Genomic DNA, 15,494 nt, shown 5'->3' with positions numbered 1-15,494 from the left:
ACTCGTGGCATAGGGAACGGTCGCCTTCGTCACGAATGCGCGAATGCCCAGGTAAATTAGGTAGGAGGCCCCCGACCGATGCGTGCAGTTCTCGGACAACCCCGGAAGCTGAATCACGCACTTTTCGTGCAAGCTCCACCATGGACTCGCGCAATCTACCTACGAACCTTTCTCTGGTTATCGACTCGCCGCCGAGGTTTGTATTCACAGCGCGGATACGCCGAACACGCTTCAAACGGGCCATAAGGGCCGCTACGCTGTACGATGACACCGATTTTGCATGCTGGACACCGCTCCTCCTCAATCACGTCACCGGTGGTCGACTCAACTGTGACGGCCCCATCTTCAACGAGCTCGTCCAGAAAGGAAGAAGCTTCCCCCTTAACTGTCAGAAGGACGACCGAGCGACGCGCTCGAGTCAAGGCGACATAGAACAGGCGCCGCTCTTCGCCAAGCGGATAAGCGTCACCGCTCGGCATAGCCATCGCTAACACAGGGTCATCTACTCGAGTGCTCGGGAATGAACGGCTGAGCATGCCAGGCAGAATGACGTAATCCGCCTGCGCTCCTTTCGAGCGGTGAATGCTCATGAACTTGAGCGCAATACGCTGACCATAGCGCACGCTCCAGTTCGACGGCACATACGACTCTTCCTTGTTATATCGCCCTAGTACGAAGACTGTTACGACGCCATCTTTGCTAGGAGGAGTTGCACCCTCTTCAAGTGCTCTATTCAGCTCCTCAAGGACCGACTCAACGGCCGACTGCAACTCTCCGCGCTGTTCCACCTGTAGCGCCCTGATAACAGGACCGATTGGTGGAGTCTTCGAGTGAACCTTCTTCACCAGCTGATTCGGATTCTTGCTTATGAACCTGCTGGAGACGTCGCAAAGCGCTTGCGGGCAACGGAAGGTCTCCTCCAACCTCACTAGCTCGTACTGCCCAAACCACTCTTCGAAACGTGTCATGACGGACACGTCTGCACCTGCGAAGCGGTTGATTGACTGCCAGTCGTCTCCGACCGCGAAGAAGAAGCGCCCTCGTCGGTCAACTAGAGAACGGCAAAGACGCGCTCGCGCGCGCGAGGCGTCCTGGAACTCATCGGCCATAACCAACTGGAAGGGTGACTCGAAGCGCCTCTGCTCCAGATGCTCCGCAGCCTGATTGAGCATGTCCTCGAAGTCAATGCCCTCTTCAGCAGCAAGAGCGTCATCCCACGCGCGCAGCACTGGACCCACGATTTCAAGGAACATTCGATGACGCTGGATAAATGCGTCGCTCCTCTCTACGTCGAGTCGTTGCACCAACTTGTCAACGCTTAGGCAATTGCTCTTCATGTGCGTAATGAAGATACGAACAAGGGCAATAAGCCTTTCATTGTCCATCGGCGGGTAGCCCAGCTCTGGTGTAGGCCGGTCCGGATTCGGGTCCAGCACGATTCCGCGAGCAGTTAGCTCCTTTCCTAGGACATCATCCAGTGAGCGCGTCCGCAGTTGGTGTGAGGTCGTCTCAATCAGTTTCGTTCCGCGGCGCGCGTGTTCGGCACGCTTCCATTCGACGCCATCCAGATACCCCGAGAACTCCGCAGGTGGCTCGCCCGAGGCATTGAGCGCCAAGTGCTCGTGGTACAGCTGCACGTCGGGGTAGTAGAAGTCCGGTCTGTATTGACGATGCTCGGCAGTCGTCGTGTCGAACTCGTAGTTGCGCTCGTACTCGTAATTAACGCCGTTGTAGAAGAGCCAGTCGCAAATCAAGCGCTCCTCATGGCTCCGCACACGCTCGCCGCGAATAGTCTGGATGTAACCGACCCCGTCCCTGTCCCAGACATCAGCAGATGATGTCGTGCTTCCAAACTCCGGCAAATCACGTCCAAAGACTACGCGAAAAAGGTCCCATCTCGTTCGGAACTCGCTCGCACGGTCCTTTAACTTGTCCACGATTTCCACGAGCTTCCGCATGCCGCCGACTGCGTCAACTGTCCATTCGGGAACGTTGGGCTTTCGTCCGGTGGCCTTTCCGATAATGCTCAGGCCGAGACCGTGAAAGGTTCGTGCCTCGACTTTCGCCCCCTCGAGACTGACTAGTTTGAAGGCTGCTTCCGAGCGAGCACCAAGCTCCTCCGCGGCCATTTTGTTGAATGCAAGAAGCAGAATCTGCTCCGGTCGCGCGATTTGACGATGGACCGCGTATACCGCCTTTGCCACCATGGTGGAAGTTTTGCCAGACCCCGCAGACGCTACCACAAGCATCCGATTGTCGAAGCACATAACCGCACGAATCTGGTCCGGGGTGAGCGGCTGACTCTCAACGCGCCGGAACAACTCCATCGGCCAGTTCTTCTCATTTTCGACGTAACGAACGTTGCCGACTCGGCAGAACGAAAGCCACTCGTCACGACGGAAACTTAGGAACGCCTCGACCCTCTTCCGCGCATCGGGGAGCGTCGCCTGATTGGCCGGGTCACGCGCATAGCTCAATAACGCGTCGTCGCTCAGGGTCAGCTTTGGTCGCATCGCCAGCAGTTCCAGCTGGTCTTCGTGCGCGACCCACCCCATCTTCTCGCGAATGGCGTCGCTCTTGTCAATGACTTCTCTCACCCACGCACTAATCGCTGCATAAGCTGCATTGAACTCCTTCTGTAGGGTTGCGCGCTGTTTGGCTAGTTCTGCGGCCGCTTTGGCATCGGCAATAGCTGCCTGCAATGCATGCACTCGGCCCCGCGACAGACCATCTACCTTGACTGGCGGCAAACCACCCGCCTGCAGCGTCAACGCCGCCCAGAATATGCCTGGTCGGACGAGGACCGGCTCCCCGACGTCGGCAATAACCGCGCGGTACCGCTTTCCGTCGAGGCTAAACAGCAGTTCCTGCTGGGCAGCGTCGAGAACGAGGGTCCAGCTACGCGACTTCGTGAAAAACAAACCCAGCGCTGTCGGTTTAAATGTATGCGCCATGATTCTTCACGCGCGTTTCGTGGCCTACTGCCCGTTCCGCCGCCGAGCGTGACCAATCAGCAGCGCAGAGGCTGTCGATTTGGCCGCTACGGCGTAGCTCTGGCGCTGGAGGAAGACGCCGATAGTCGCCGCGAGCTTCTCGCGAGCGAGGTCGACGCGGTTGCAGGTTAGCGCGGTCACACGCATTTTCCGGTCAGGTGCGAATGCACCAGTCTATCGTTGCTTGTTACTCTGTGCATAAAGCTGCCTCGAGCGTGCAACAGATGAGCGCTAGACGGCCAACACGAAAATCGTTAGTCTGAAAGCACTTCATGAACAGTCTGACCAACGTCGAGGAGCTGGCACATGGAAGTGAGCACGGAAACTCTTGTTGACATGCTGTGCGAAGTCGAGGCAGAGGACCCAATCGACTTTGCGGACCTCCCTTTCGGCGAGCAGGAGCTACGACGCCTTGTCATCAGTTCGCTGGTGGAACGACATCATGCGGTGGAAGCGGCCATGTCGGGTTCTGACGTCGAGGCGATGTACCTGCTGAGCACCGCGAAGCTTGTTCTCGAGAATACGGTGCTCCACGCGCGCCTGCTTATGCTCCAGGGGCGGCAGGTCGACATCCAGTCCCTCCTCGCCCCATTCACGCTCAAGGGCAAGCACTAAAAAGCTGCAGCAGCTTGGAGGTCGTCGCAATGCGTGCGACGACCTCCGGCAAGCCCTTGCGTCACGTCATTCGTTTCTGCTGGCGTATTGCGGACGGCGTTGCCCCATGCCGGGAGACGATTGTGCGCGTGAAGTGCGCATGACTCGAAAACCCCCAACTGAAGGCAATCTCGCCTATCGTCACATTGTCAGGAAGAGCCCGCAGGTCACCGTACGCGCAGATTGCCCGCTGCATCCAGATATATTCGGCAAGCGACGTTGCCTCCAGTGCGAACAGGCGGTTTAGGTGACGAACTGAAACGCCAACGTGTTCGGCAATTTCGGCCGGAGTCAAATCCGCATTTCGGAGATGCGTCGCGACGTATTGCTTTGCCGCCAGAACGTGATAGATGGAGGTATCCAGGGATGCTGCGCCGTGCAGAACGGAGCTGGCCAGCGCTTTGATAACGGTATGCGTATGTGCAGGAACGTGCGCCACAGACTCGGAATTTGGGGAGCGCAAACACTCGACCAGTCCTCTACGCAACTCCACACTGAGGGACGTCGCGAAAGCGCTGCATGGCTCAATCTTCAAGGGAAGTGAAGCGCCGTCGATTCCCCAGTTCTCCATGAGCTTCGATGCCGGAATCTCGACCAGCAACTGCCGCATGTCCGACACGAAGCCGTATGTGAACGGCAAACGCGTGTCGTAAATGATGGTGTCGCCGGCGCGGACGGTTAGCGTCGAGCCCTTCTGGACGAAGTATCCGTTTCCCTTCGCTAGATGGCAGGCAAAAACGGACTCCTTGGGAAATCGGCGCACGAGCGTGGGATTGCGTTCAATAACGTGGTCATTGCCCTCAATCTCGGCGAGATACAAGTCTCGTAAAGCGATGTTCGTTTGACGCGCACTTAGCCCCGCCTCTGAAAGCGATGAGGTGCGTAGGCCTATCAGCGCAGTCGCGTTGTATTCATCCCAGTACGCGAGTCGGTCCTCCACCCGAATCTTTTCGGTCGAGGCGCGCGTGACGACGGGGGACCAATCGCGATACATATTCGTCTCCATATCGGCAGCCGCTACGTTGGCGGACAGCCAGAAATACGCTATTGGACAGACACTAACACATCAGACTGCCACCGGTTATGTGCCGACCTGAAGCCATGTCCCGCTCAGTCAAATCGCATGTCCATGGAGGTCAAAAGGCTCGCTGGCAACGCAGGTAGAGTCGCATCACATCTAACCGGAGACGATGATGGTAGACAAAGCAAAAAGCGAGTTTTGGCGCGACCTCGAGCCCATTCCCAATCCGTTCAAGCCGTACGCGCTTCCGGAGGCGTACATCGAAAACGCCGCGACTGACGACCTCAAGTATTACGTCCCTTTTACCGAAACAGTAGCCTCCCGCCCGCTGTGGATTTCGCCCACTGAAAACAAGTGGTGCGACATCCTGATGGCAAAGTCTGCCGGCCTTGTTAACCGACATTACCACTCGCATGAAGTATTCGCCTACACCATCTCGGGTAAGTGGGGCTATCTCGAGCACGACTGGACCGCGACGAAAGGTGACTTCGTATTCGAAACGCCGGGCGAAGGCCACACGCTGGTTGCATTCGAGCACGACGAGCCGATGCGTGTCTTCTTCATCGTCCACGGCCCGCTCATCTGGCTGGACCCCGCCGGAAAGCCCGATGGTTATTTCGATGTTCACGACTACATTGCCATGTGCGAAGCGCACTACGAGAAGGTCGGCATCGGCAAGGAAGCAGTCAAGGCACTGATGCGCTGAAACACGGGCGAAGACCCGCAGCCAAAACCCTACCGAACGCACAAAATCAGGAGACGTGACATGCCATTCCTTAAGAACAGTTGGTACGTAGCTGCGCTGGCGAGCGAACTCGGTACCTCACCAATCTCACGCACCATCTGCGGCGAACCCGTCATCGTCCTCCGCAAGGCCGACGGCACATTCGTGGCAGCTTCCAACCGTTGCCCGCATCGCTTTGCACCTCTCGACCGCGGAGACCTGGTCGCCGACGGCGTTGTCCAATGTCCGTATCACGGGCTGCAATTCGACATCTCGAGTGGCCGTTGCGTCCACAACCCTCACGGCGACGGCAAAATTCCGCAAGCGGCTCAAATCGCCCGATTTCCCGCCGTCGAACGCTACGGGCTAATCTGGATTTGGCTCGGTGAAACAGCACTCGTAGACGAGGAGAAGATTCCCGATTTCGGCTTCATGGCGTCGGACGATTTTCGCACGCAGACCGGCAGCATTTACGTGCGCTCCAATTACGAGCTGGTCACCGACAACCTTATGGACCTCTCGCATGTCGAGTATCTGCATGCAGGCGGGCTGGGCAGCGAGGCAATCAAGCGCGGGAAGACCGAAGTACGCCAGATTGGTCAAACGGTTCATTCGGACCGTTGGTGTCCAGACGGTATGGCTCCACCGGTTTGGGAGACCATGTTCGATAACTACGGCAAACCCGTTGACCACTGGCTCAATATGCGCTGGGACCCGCCTGGTATGCTGCGCCTTGACGTAGGTGTATCTCCTGTCGGCACGACACGCGAGAATGGAGTCTGGGCCTACTTCAATCACTTCCTGACGCCGGAAACGGAAAGCACAACTCACTACTTCTGGTCGGTGAGCCGACCGTTCCGCCGCGACGACACCACGCTCGACGCGCACATCGCCGAAGCCGTGCATGTTGCGTTCGTCGGTGAGGATGTACCCATCATCGAGGAGGTTGAGCAAATGATGGGGAGCAAAACGTTCGAGGAGATGCGTCCCGTGTTGCTTGCGGCCGACGCCGGCGCACTGCGAGCACGACGCGTGCTGCGTCAGCTTATCGACGCAGAGCGCTCGAGTCAGTCAGCCGGCGAGAATACTCCTCATCACGCGCTCGCATCATGACGAACAATCCTGACTTGCTGGAACTGGTAGTAAGCACCAGAGTGAGTGAGACCGCCGACATCATGAGCGTCGAGCTTTCGGCTGCCGGCGGCGGTCCACTGCCTTCGTTCGAGGCCGGAGCTCATATCGACGTGCACGTCGGCAACGGCCTGGTGCGGCAATACTCACTCTGCAACTCGCCGAAGGAAAGGCACCGTTACCGGCTCGGCATTTTGCGAGCCCCGAACTCTCGAGGCGGCTCAGCCGGGTTGCACGCTGTCCTGGAACCCGGTGCGAGAGTCCTCGTAGGGAAACCGCGAAACGCGTTCAGGCTAAGTGACGACGCAGCTTTCGTTGCACTCATTGGCGGCGGCATCGGCATAACCCCGCTGATGTCAATGGCACAAGCACTACATGACGCCGGCAAGCCGTTCGAGTTGCACTACTGCGTTCGGTCGAGACGTGACGGCGCGTTTATTGGCGAACTGGAAGCAGCGCCGTTCGGGCGCGCCGTGCATCTGCACTTCGATGATGGTGGCGCCGAGCAACGCTTCGCGCCCTCTGCGCTCGCACGCAGAAGGGATGTCCACATCTACATGTGTGGACCGGCCGGCTTTATGGAATGGGTCCAAACGGGCCTTAAGAACGCAGGTTTGCGCCCGGAGCGCTTTCATCTCGAACGCTTTTCCGGAGATGTTGACGCATGTGGAGACGAATTCGAGGTCCTGGCCGCACGCTCCGGGAAACGAGTAACCGTCAACGCGACCCAAAGCATCGCGCAAGCGCTGGCAGCTGCCGGCATCCCGGTCGAGCTTTCGTGCGAGCAAGGAGTTTGTGGCACATGTGTCACACGTGTTCTCGAGGGCTGCCCGGACCACCGTGACCTTTATCAGACCGATGCCGAAAGGGCGACTAACGAAAACATCGCACTGTGCTGTTCGCGTTCGCTTACACCGCTGCTTAGCCTCGACATCTAGTGCGACTTGATGGCGCTGGCGCGTTCAACCGCGCCGAATCGCAACTCGCCGAGCGCGCCGCTCCATGCGTTCACCCAACGCCTTGCAGCGGCACACTCTTCCTGAACATTCGCATGGCCGAGCCTGCGCATTGCTTGCTGCATGCGGGATATGATGTAGGTACTTCAATGCATTACACCGTCTGTTCGCATGTCCATTGCGTTAGACAAGCCGCCTGTATCCCGATTCCTTATCGAATCTGCGAATTCTCAACGCGTTGAGAAGTCTTGAGAAGCCGTTCATTGTTCTTCCCGATTCACGGCGCGTGTCGCGGCGCTTGGCCACGAGGCCCAAAAGGTCTAATGCCGACGCCGACTCAAAGCAAGCGTGAAGCCTTACCTTTTGCCCGAATTCTGTCGGTTCTGCGCGGCCGAAGTGCGCCAGCATTGAAAAGGCCGGCTCGCCGTCTATGCTTGCATAACGTCAAGGACTCGCGAGGCCAGCCATGACAGCTCCATCTGTCGAAATTACGGTCAACTGCGGCAGCGCCTCAGATGCGCAGAGCATGGTTGGCGACTTGCAGCTCTGGCTCGAGGCGCATGCGCCCGAAGAGTGCAAGGTCGACCGACGGAAAGCAGATTGCTCTACGCAGGACCTCGGTGCCATTCTTGTTCTCCTGGGGCCTATCGCCGGTGCGATGGCGAGTGCATTTCTCGAGGAAGCTGCGCGCGAGGCCGCGCGCAGCGTAGCCGCATGGATGCGAAAGCGGCGCCTGACAGTCAACGTTGAGGCGCCGGCCGAGTCACCCGCGAAGGACATCAAGCCGGACGAGGCTGAGCGCGTGATTTTCGCGTACTTGATACGCCAATACCCGGAGTTCGCGGCTGCGTCGAATAAGTCGGAGCACGGTGACGCGGTCGGCCAGGTGAAGCTCGAGGAAGCGAGGCTCGATGACAAGGACCTGCCGGGAACAGCCGCGCGTCACTAAAGAGCGGATTGGCTCGAGGTGCGGTATGTCCAAGATGTGGGTGACCGGTGAAAGTAATGCTGAGGTCATTGGGCCCAGCAGCACTGTGGTGGACGTACGGAACGGCTACGACACGCCGTCACACGATGACAGTTTTCAGATGCCGACGCGTACTGCCGTCATCCTGCTTGGTGCCTCACATTTCCCTAACCACGAAGACCTAGGCGAGACGGCGTCGTTCTACACATCAAAGGAGGCCATCAGGCGGTATCTGGTCGACACTCTTCGTGCTGACCCGATATTGGACTTGTTCGATTCGCCCGAGCCCCCGTCTACGATTCTGGTGAGGATTTCAAGCTTCATCGAATCCGACCTCCGCGCGAGCTTTGGTTCGCTCGCATCGAATAACCTCTTCGTCTACTACGTTGGTCATGGCTATCCCGCGCGTGGCGACCCTGACGAGTACTTCCTGGCTCTAGCCTCGACTACCAGAAAGCATCCAGACTTCACGGCACTCGATTTCCGTTCACTCGCGCGTATCTTGCGCAGCGATGCGAGCACGATGCGCAAATTCATCATTCTGGATTCGTGCTACGCCGGCTCCGCTCTCGGTCATATGGGCTCTGGCGAAACTCCGCAATCGGTCCTATCTGCGAGAGCAAGCGCGCTGCTGCGCGCCGGAGAAGTCCAAGACAGCTCGACGCCCACGAAAGGGACCGCCCTATACTGTGCCGCGGACCGCGACGCCGAGGCCCTTGCGCCGCCTGGCGAACAATACACGATGTTCAGCGGAGCAATATTGCACGCACTTTCTGCGGGTCGTGACCGGCAAGGACGCTTTCTATCTCTCGACGATGTTCACCAGACAGCTTGGGAATACATCTCGGAAAGGTACGGAAAGCAAGGTATCCGCCCTGCATTGCACGCACCAGACCAGTCCGGCGGCAATATCGCGACGAAGGTTTATTTGTTTCCGAATGTCAAATGGCACTACGACATCGAATTTGAGCACCACCTTGCCGAGAAGGCTGCGCAACCGGCGCAGTCTAATCGGGTTGCTCCGGTCGGACTGTTTTGGCTATTGCTCGCTACATTAGCTATATGGCTGGCGGCAATCCTCCTCAGGCCAGGAGAGATGTATTTCGCCGGCACTAATTCTTCCATTTATAACCTAGTCATCTTCTGGGTAGTTCACGCGCTTTGCTCCGCGGTAATTTACTACGGCGCCGACCTGTTGATAAAAGACTCTTGGTGGAAATCGATTATGCTCGGCTGCAGTGTAGCCACAGTGGCGGGTTTTGTGGCTACAGAACCTTATCTTCACGTTATGGCCTACATCTTCCCAAGAATGGAGGACGTCAGTATGGAGGCTATATATCGCACCTACGAAGAAAATCATAGTTCAATCATCACACGTATCACTATCTGGACCACGCCGGTTTTAGGCCCCTTGTATGGCTTTGTTCTCTACCGCCTTTGTCGAACAGCCTTCAAGCTTGTCAGGGCGGTTACGGCGAAGCTTGTTGCACGTGGTGCCAGCAAACGCAAGGGCACAGATATGAGATAGACGCTCGCGTAGCTTCTCAGGCCTGAATCCGCGCAGCCAGCACGCATCACACCGGCGAGCACTAACTGAAACTTAAGCTCCTATAACGGATGTGCGGGGCCGCATATGCTCGCATTCTTCTTGGGCCAGCGTCGCGCCCTGCTCGAGGCGACCGGCCAACTCTGTACGACTCGTTAGTCATTCCCGGTCTCTGTCTCATCGCTCGTTACCAGTCAAGCAAAACTCGCAAACGCTCTATCAGCCAATCCGTTTCCAGCCCTTCCGTCCAACTCTTGGCTTCAATTGCCCGCCTCATCCTTGCCAGCGTGACGTCGTGCGAATGCTGAGGGAACTTGGTTGCATCTTGCAAGACTTTGGGTATCAGTTGCCGTGCCAAATCCTCACACATGTCCCATCTCTCAAACCTTTCCGCCGCAGTCAAGCCGACAACAAACTTGCCGCCAATCATCCTGCCAGCAAGCTTTGGCTGGAAGCCTGATAGAGAGGCGGGTGTCGGATGCCAGGGAAAATCGGCTGGTACACTGCTTAGGCGTTCTTCCCGATGCTGAGCGTCCTCGCCTTCTTTCAGGACTACGTCGCTACTGGTCATACATTTCATTTTGGTACAAGTCCTCGAGGCTGGCGCTACATCAATATTGCATTCTCTCGGCAGGCAGTTTCGTCGAAGCAATTCGCGGAACTCGTGACGCGCAGGTAACATTCACCGCGAAGAACAAACCACAGTGGTAGCCTGCTTGCGCCGCAAAAATGCTTTGCCGTCGAAAGGTGAAGCCGGTCCGGATAGTTCCCCGGCTCTTAACGCCTTCGAGAGTCGAACTTCAGCCGCCTCGCTGTCGGCAAGTCGTAGCGCGACACGAAAGCGCTTCCCGCGCCGCACCGCTTGCACCGGCGATTTGTCTCCGAGCGAACCCCTGCGACCAATCAAAAGAAGATATTTTGCTATCGGCGACATCGAGGACGGCAACCGGCGTAAGAACTTGCGTAGCCGATGACGGTCCAACGAATTGTCCGCAAGTACCGCAGGAAAATAGCGCCTTTTGCCAACATGCACTGAAAACAACTCGCCGTGCCGCACAAGGCACGACAAGCGCCCGCGCGAGATACCTGTCCGCTGACAAAACCGCTCCGGCAGTACAAGTTCCTTGCGATGCACGAGTCGACGTCGCCGCAGGCGTACTTGCACGTCAGAATGTCGCCAAGCGCCGCGGCCAGAGGAGGATGTCATTGCGGAACCATCGTCGTGAGAATCTTCCGCACAATCTCGACCACATCCTCATCGGGCGAGTACGTCACGGGCTCGGTATAACAAATCGGAGGTATTCCCACCACGCTCGCGCTGGCCCTGCCATTGTGAGCATAGCCGTCAAGCCGGAGCAGCGGCGTCACCTTGAACTCGATTTCGCGGCCGATAAAAACTGTAAAGCAACGTTGGCTCAGGTGCGGCGTCGCATACTTCTCTGAGCACATCTCCAGCAGACGAAGCGCTTCCTCCGGTGCTTCGAACGGAAGACGGTCGTCGGGTGTAACGCTGCCCTCGATGTCGAGCAGACGAGTCAGCTCTCCAAGGTCGCCAAAGTAGTCACCCGCAAAAATCGAGATTTTCAGCACTTTTTCCCTCACGTTGCGTGCATTTTGGCGACTTTACGTTGAGCTCTGCCAGCGTCGACTGCACTTATCCGGTAGTAGTCCACATGTTTCGAAGCAGGCGACAAGTATGGATTCACCCCATAATGGGTTCAGGCCACCCTATCGCTAGCCGCGCTCTAGTGAGTCACCGGCGAAGAGAGCAAAGACACAGTCTTTTGATGGATGCGGACTGCAAGCTTGCATGCATCCTTCATGCTTACTCCGGGCATCGTGGGGTTAGTATCGGCCGCCCATCTTGCAAGCAATGAGACCGACGTAGAGTCCTCTGATTTCGAATCGAGCGCGTCAAGCGCAACGCGCATGAGCTCGTCGCTCGGGTGTTCCTTCTCTTCGACCACAAACCCGCGCGTTTCGGCGACCTCGCAAAGGGAAAAATAAATCGCTTCGAAGGCGCAGCGATACCGGGTTAAGTTGGAAACTCTGTCGTTGTGTGCATCGCGAAGGAATACTGAACTGATAGCAAGACGCGGACGTTCAAGCTCGATGCGCGGACGAGGCCCGCGTATCAAGCGACCGATGAGCCAGCCGACCAATGCACATGCTGCAGGGAACCCCAACAAAAACGCGGCTTGTTCCAAGAATGACACCTCTGACATCGAGCCAACCCATCAACGATGTTCAAATGCGGCATCACCTGCCGCACGGTCTTAGGGAGCCGCGGACGGCGAAGCCGGCTCGCGGGCCTGGCAGTGCCGTGCGACCATCCTTTCAAAGCGCTTAATTAAGCGCTCACCCTCGCGTTTGGTGAGTGCGTCAAAGTAGACGCTCCCACGCGTGATGGCGGCCAGCTCCTGGTCCGTCAGGTCGCTAATAGAAACGAGCGCGCCTTCCGCTACAGCATGGGCTTCGATACTGTGAAGCCAAGTCCGGCGTATCAGGTCGTGCTCTACACGCAGCAGGCTTTGTATTCGGGCTTCTGGAGTCACCGATGCAAGGTAGAAAAAGACTTTGCGACCAAGCCACCGGAGCAACGCAAGACGCCACTCAACTTCCCCTGGCATCTCTTGCGGCGGCAGCTCATACAATCGGTCACCTATTTCCAACGTGGCCGACGCTCCAGCACGTGCCATCACTGCACGTGTTGTTGCTGGAACGTATCGCAACTGAAGTGCGTCCATGTCGATTTTCCAATCACTTCTTAGCGTGAACGCCGGGCGAGGAAGTGGCATGCGCCGCCAGCAGCGTCGAGATAACCGCAAGTGTAGACGCTTGCGTTGTATATGTAAACGACGACAACTCAAATGTAGACAACTCTGATGCCGTAGACATCTGCGTTGTCTACGGGAGAATTTAGTTTTCTTTTTAGATAACGCAGATGTCGCTGCAAGAGCGATTCATCAAAAATTTGAAGCGCCACCGGGAGGCGCGCGGCTGTTCTCAGGAAGAGCTCGGCAATCGCTTAGGCTCAGACAGGACGGCCATTAGCCGATACGAGCGCACATCTTCGCGAATGACGATTGAGCGCGCTGATGCTCTGGCTCGTGCCTTAGACGTCGACGTTCGAGTCCTCCTTGACACGCCAGAGGACCAACCCATCGCTGACAGACCGCCCGGCGACCCCGTTTCTAGCAGACTGGTGGGGCAGAACGTGCGCGACCGCCGTACTGCGCAACATATAAGCCAGAAGGAGTTTGGAGACCGCGTAGGGATGGACCGGAACCATGTTTCCCGCATCGAAGCGTCGACTAGTTCCGCGGCCGCCCTGCAGTTGGCGACACTGGAGAAGCTTGCAGTGGCGTTTGGCATCAAGCCGACAGACCTACTCTAAGTCCGGCGAGTTCAAACTCGTGAGCCATCGAGCGACTACGTCGCATCGCCAACGAAGCAATTTGTGGTCATATAGTTCCGCGCGTGGCGGCAGGAGCCACGGGCGATGTCTTGCTCGCAATCGAACCGTCCATACGCTTTCGCCTATGAGTTGCGCAAGCTCAAGTGGGTCGAGATATTCATGTGGCGCGTTGTTCGTCGGGGATGTCATTGCACCTATAGCGAACGCCCGTAGCTCAACCATGAGCTAAAATTTTCACGGCAAGTAGTAGCGAGAGGACTCTCGGATGCAACAGCCAATGAACTGCCCTCTCCGGCGCGGTTTGCCTAAAATTTGGTCAATGCTCCATAATTGACGACAAGAGAACCTCCCCAGCGCGCACTTCGCTCCTACAGCCCGCGCTGACAATCCGGGGATGACGTGACGAAAAAATCTAACGCTGGCTCAACCAGCGCTCCAGGCCAGTTTTACGGTTATGGCATACAGGAAGCGCGGTTCCTTCACCACCTGCTTCGCTCGCAACCAGGCGACACGGTTGCCTTGGAATGCATTGACGACGTCTCAGGAACCCTGAACGGCGAAAAGTATGCGGAACAGGTCAAAAGTGGGCTCGCTCACAACCCCATAAGCGACCGCTCGATTGATTTGTGGAAAACCTTCGCGAACTGGCTCAATGGACGCCGGTCCGGGAAAATCCCCGCGGGAACCAAATTTATCCTCTACGTGGCGCAGCCGTACAGGGGCAAGATTGCTCAACGACTTGGCGACTGCGAGAGCAAACAAGACGCGAAAGCAGCAATCGCGGAGATACGGAAAGAATTTTGGGGTGACGCGCCTGAGTTTGCAAAGCGCGCCTCGATACCCGAGAAGCTCGCCAAGCAAGTAAATGTCGTGCTTCGGGCGAGCGAGCGAGCGCTTGTTGACATCATCCAGGCCTTCTCGCTGGAGCGCGGTATCGGCGCTCCCTACGACGAAATTGCCGCAGAAGTCGCCGCTGCCCCGGTTGGTGCTGAAAACGTCGAGCAAATCCTGCATCAGCTCGCCGGATGGATTCATATCACCATCTTCGACCTTATTCAAAAGGGTCTACCAGCGGTAGTCAGTCGAGACGAGTTTCATACTGAGTATGTCGCCGTGGTTCGGAAATTTGACCGCAGCGACACGATACTGCCCACCTTTGCGACTCCGCCGAAGGCGCAAGACCTAGAGGCGGAACTCCTTCTCGACCAGATGTATCTGCGGCAACTGAGTCTTATCGGGGCAGAACAAGACACTATCTACGATGCGATGAACACGTTCTTGATGGCTGCGGTTGACCGGACCGAATGGGCCAAGCGTGGATATGTCCATCGCAGTAGCTTCACGGAGTATGAAGCGGCTCTCAAGCGCATCTGGAATTCAAAGAAGACGGCTGTCAGGGTCGAGATGCGCGGCAAGCCTCCGGAGGACTTCGGTACGGTCCTCCTTTCGTCGTGCCTTGAAGCTAACGTCTTGCTGCAAGGTAAAACCGTTTCGAGCCACTTCACCCCAGGCAGCTTCCACAAGCTAGCGAACACGCTTGACGTCGGATGGCATCCGGATTTCGCGAAGATTCTCAAGGTTTCAGGGGACATCGTCGATGCTGCTTGACGAGATTGATGCTATCCAGAATCCTGGGTTAGGCGCCGCGCTTATCTGGCGGGCCGTATGCGGCTATTATGGCTCGAGCGGCAAAACGGACGGGTGCCCGGCCGTTCTGGCGTTTCTCGTACTACCCGTTGTCTTCAATGAGGACCTTCGCGAGGTCGTCACATCCACCTTCAAGTCGTCGGGTATCCGCAAATTCGAAAGCAAGTTTGATAAGCAAATTGACCTCCTCTTTTCCATTCAGGAGCGCGCGGAGGCAATGCGCGACCTTTCACGGCGGTCGCTCGCATTGGGTTTGTCTACGGGCCTGCTGACACTTTCGACTGAATCCGCCCTGCTCTGGCCGCGCAGCACGACGTTCACTCGTGCACTGTCACCCGATGTGTTCACGTTGACTTCCGCCGCAGAGAAACTGGGAATTTGGGCCCAGCAGACTTCCCTACGTGAACTTTGCTATTCGCTTCGACTGGAGCTGTAAC

The 15,494-nt window shown here is 57.2% G+C and carries 16 protein-coding genes; 9 read left to right on the top strand and 7 right to left on the bottom strand.

Features of this window, described 5'->3' with window-relative positions:
• Positions 1-155: 155 nt before the first annotated feature.
• Positions 156-2,954, bottom strand: a complete 2,799-nt coding sequence (locus U5A65_RS24320) for a UvrD-helicase domain-containing protein (RefSeq protein ID WP_321947844.1) — start codon at positions 2,952-2,954, stop codon at positions 156-158.
• A gap of 345 nt (positions 2,955-3,299) precedes the next feature.
• On the opposite strand from U5A65_RS24320, the gene U5A65_RS24315 reads away from it, so the two are divergent.
• Positions 3,300-3,608, top strand: a complete 309-nt coding sequence (locus U5A65_RS24315; protein WP_321947842.1) for a hypothetical protein — start codon at positions 3,300-3,302, stop codon at positions 3,606-3,608.
• 61 nt (positions 3,609-3,669) lie between these two features.
• Here U5A65_RS24315 and U5A65_RS24310 read toward each other — a convergent pair whose 3' ends face one another.
• Positions 3,670-4,641, bottom strand: a complete 972-nt coding sequence (locus U5A65_RS24310) for a helix-turn-helix domain-containing protein (RefSeq protein ID WP_321947840.1) — start codon at positions 4,639-4,641, stop codon at positions 3,670-3,672.
• Between the two features lie 199 nt (positions 4,642-4,840).
• On the opposite strand from U5A65_RS24310, the gene U5A65_RS24305 reads away from it, so the two are divergent.
• The 5 genes from U5A65_RS24305 to U5A65_RS24285 all read left to right on the top strand — a co-directional run bounded on the left by U5A65_RS24305 (position 4,841) and on the right by U5A65_RS24285 (position 9,974).
• Entirely contained in the window at positions 4,841-5,374 is a 534-nt protein-coding gene (locus tag U5A65_RS24305; protein WP_321947987.1) for a 2,4'-dihydroxyacetophenone dioxygenase family protein, read from the top strand.
• A 60-nt stretch (positions 5,375-5,434) separates the two neighbouring features.
• Positions 5,435-6,505, top strand: coding sequence for an aromatic ring-hydroxylating dioxygenase subunit alpha (locus U5A65_RS24300; protein WP_321947838.1), 1,071 nt, complete (start codon positions 5,435-5,437; stop codon positions 6,503-6,505).
• Positions 6,502-7,461: a PDR/VanB family oxidoreductase gene (locus U5A65_RS24295; RefSeq protein ID WP_321947836.1), complete on the top strand. Its 960-nt coding sequence runs from the start codon at positions 6,502-6,504 to the stop codon at positions 7,459-7,461. The genes U5A65_RS24300 and U5A65_RS24295 overlap by 4 nt, the downstream gene beginning before the upstream one ends.
• A 544-nt stretch (positions 7,462-8,005) precedes the next feature.
• A complete protein-coding gene (locus tag U5A65_RS24290; RefSeq protein ID WP_321947835.1) occupies positions 8,006-8,428 on the top strand; it encodes a hypothetical protein in 423 nt (140 codons plus the stop codon).
• Between the two features lie 25 nt (positions 8,429-8,453).
• The gene (locus U5A65_RS24285; RefSeq protein WP_321947833.1) at positions 8,454-9,974 is read left to right on the top strand and encodes a caspase family protein; all 1,521 of its coding nucleotides are present in this window, start codon (positions 8,454-8,456) and stop codon (positions 9,972-9,974) included.
• Between the two features lie 205 nt (positions 9,975-10,179).
• Here U5A65_RS24285 and U5A65_RS24280 read toward each other — a convergent pair whose 3' ends face one another.
• The 5 genes from U5A65_RS24280 to U5A65_RS24265 form a co-directional block, all read right to left on the bottom strand.
• Entirely contained in the window at positions 10,180-10,563 is a 384-nt protein-coding gene (locus U5A65_RS24280) for a hypothetical protein (protein ID WP_321947831.1), read from the bottom strand.
• A gap of 111 nt (positions 10,564-10,674) precedes the next feature.
• Positions 10,675-10,926, bottom strand: a complete 252-nt coding sequence (locus U5A65_RS40980; protein ID WP_415765571.1) for a type II toxin-antitoxin system ParD family antitoxin — start codon at positions 10,924-10,926, stop codon at positions 10,675-10,677.
• Between the two features lie 269 nt (positions 10,927-11,195).
• Positions 11,196-11,594 carry a hypothetical protein gene (locus U5A65_RS24275; RefSeq protein WP_321947829.1) on the bottom strand — a complete coding sequence of 133 codons (399 nt, stop codon included), beginning with the start codon at positions 11,592-11,594 and terminating at the stop codon, positions 11,196-11,198.
• A 143-nt stretch (positions 11,595-11,737) separates the two neighbouring features.
• Positions 11,738-12,199, bottom strand: coding sequence for a hypothetical protein (locus U5A65_RS24270; protein WP_321947828.1), 462 nt, complete (start codon positions 12,197-12,199; stop codon positions 11,738-11,740).
• Between the two features lie 69 nt (positions 12,200-12,268).
• Positions 12,269-12,739, bottom strand: coding sequence for a hypothetical protein (locus U5A65_RS24265; RefSeq protein ID WP_321947826.1), 471 nt, complete (start codon positions 12,737-12,739; stop codon positions 12,269-12,271).
• Positions 12,740-12,936: 197 nt separating this feature from the next.
• Between U5A65_RS24265 and U5A65_RS40975 the strand changes: the two genes are divergently transcribed.
• From U5A65_RS40975 to U5A65_RS24255, 3 genes are all read left to right on the top strand, one after another.
• Positions 12,937-13,389 (top strand): helix-turn-helix domain-containing protein, encoded by a 453-nt coding sequence (locus tag U5A65_RS40975; protein ID WP_415765502.1) that lies wholly within the window; start codon positions 12,937-12,939, stop codon positions 13,387-13,389.
• Between the two features lie 420 nt (positions 13,390-13,809).
• The gene (locus U5A65_RS24260; protein ID WP_321947824.1) at positions 13,810-15,018 is read left to right on the top strand and encodes an ABC-three component system protein; all 1,209 of its coding nucleotides are present in this window, start codon (positions 13,810-13,812) and stop codon (positions 15,016-15,018) included.
• Positions 15,008-15,493, top strand: a complete 486-nt coding sequence (locus U5A65_RS24255; RefSeq protein ID WP_321947822.1) for a three component ABC system middle component — start codon at positions 15,008-15,010, stop codon at positions 15,491-15,493. The genes U5A65_RS24260 and U5A65_RS24255 overlap by 11 nt, the downstream gene beginning before the upstream one ends.
• Position 15,494: the final 1 nt, after the last annotated feature.

This window comes from Paraburkholderia sp. J10-1 (assembly GCF_905220165.1).
Taxonomy (GTDB): Bacteria; Pseudomonadota; Gammaproteobacteria; order Burkholderiales; family Burkholderiaceae; genus Paraburkholderia.
This window is presented reverse-complemented; position numbering and strand designations above follow the sequence as displayed.

Coding starts and splice junctions, on each gene's coding strand:
- U5A65_RS24320 (WP_321947844.1), bottom strand. CDS start 2,954: ATGGCGCATACATTTAAACCGACAGCGCTGGGTTTGTTTTTCACGAAG.
- U5A65_RS24315 (WP_321947842.1), top strand. CDS start 3,300: ATGGAAGTGAGCACGGAAACTCTTGTTGACATGCTGTGCGAAGTCGAG.
- U5A65_RS24310 (WP_321947840.1), bottom strand. CDS start 4,641: ATGTATCGCGATTGGTCCCCCGTCGTCACGCGCGCCTCGACCGAAAAG.
- U5A65_RS24305 (WP_321947987.1), top strand. CDS start 4,841: ATGGTAGACAAAGCAAAAAGCGAGTTTTGGCGCGACCTCGAGCCCATT.
- U5A65_RS24300 (WP_321947838.1), top strand. CDS start 5,435: ATGCCATTCCTTAAGAACAGTTGGTACGTAGCTGCGCTGGCGAGCGAA.
- U5A65_RS24295 (WP_321947836.1), top strand. CDS start 6,502: ATGACGAACAATCCTGACTTGCTGGAACTGGTAGTAAGCACCAGAGTG.
- U5A65_RS24290 (WP_321947835.1), top strand. CDS start 8,006: ATGGTTGGCGACTTGCAGCTCTGGCTCGAGGCGCATGCGCCCGAAGAG.
- U5A65_RS24285 (WP_321947833.1), top strand. CDS start 8,454: ATGTCCAAGATGTGGGTGACCGGTGAAAGTAATGCTGAGGTCATTGGG.
- U5A65_RS24280 (WP_321947831.1), bottom strand. CDS start 10,563: ATGACCAGTAGCGACGTAGTCCTGAAAGAAGGCGAGGACGCTCAGCAT.
- U5A65_RS40980 (WP_415765571.1), bottom strand. CDS start 10,926: ATGTCGCCGATAGCAAAATATCTTCTTTTGATTGGTCGCAGGGGTTCG.
- U5A65_RS24265 (WP_321947826.1), bottom strand. CDS start 12,739: ATGGACGCACTTCAGTTGCGATACGTTCCAGCAACAACACGTGCAGTG.
- U5A65_RS40975 (WP_415765502.1), top strand. CDS start 12,937: ATGTCGCTGCAAGAGCGATTCATCAAAAATTTGAAGCGCCACCGGGAG.
- U5A65_RS24255 (WP_321947822.1), top strand. CDS start 15,008: ATGCTGCTTGACGAGATTGATGCTATCCAGAATCCTGGGTTAGGCGCC.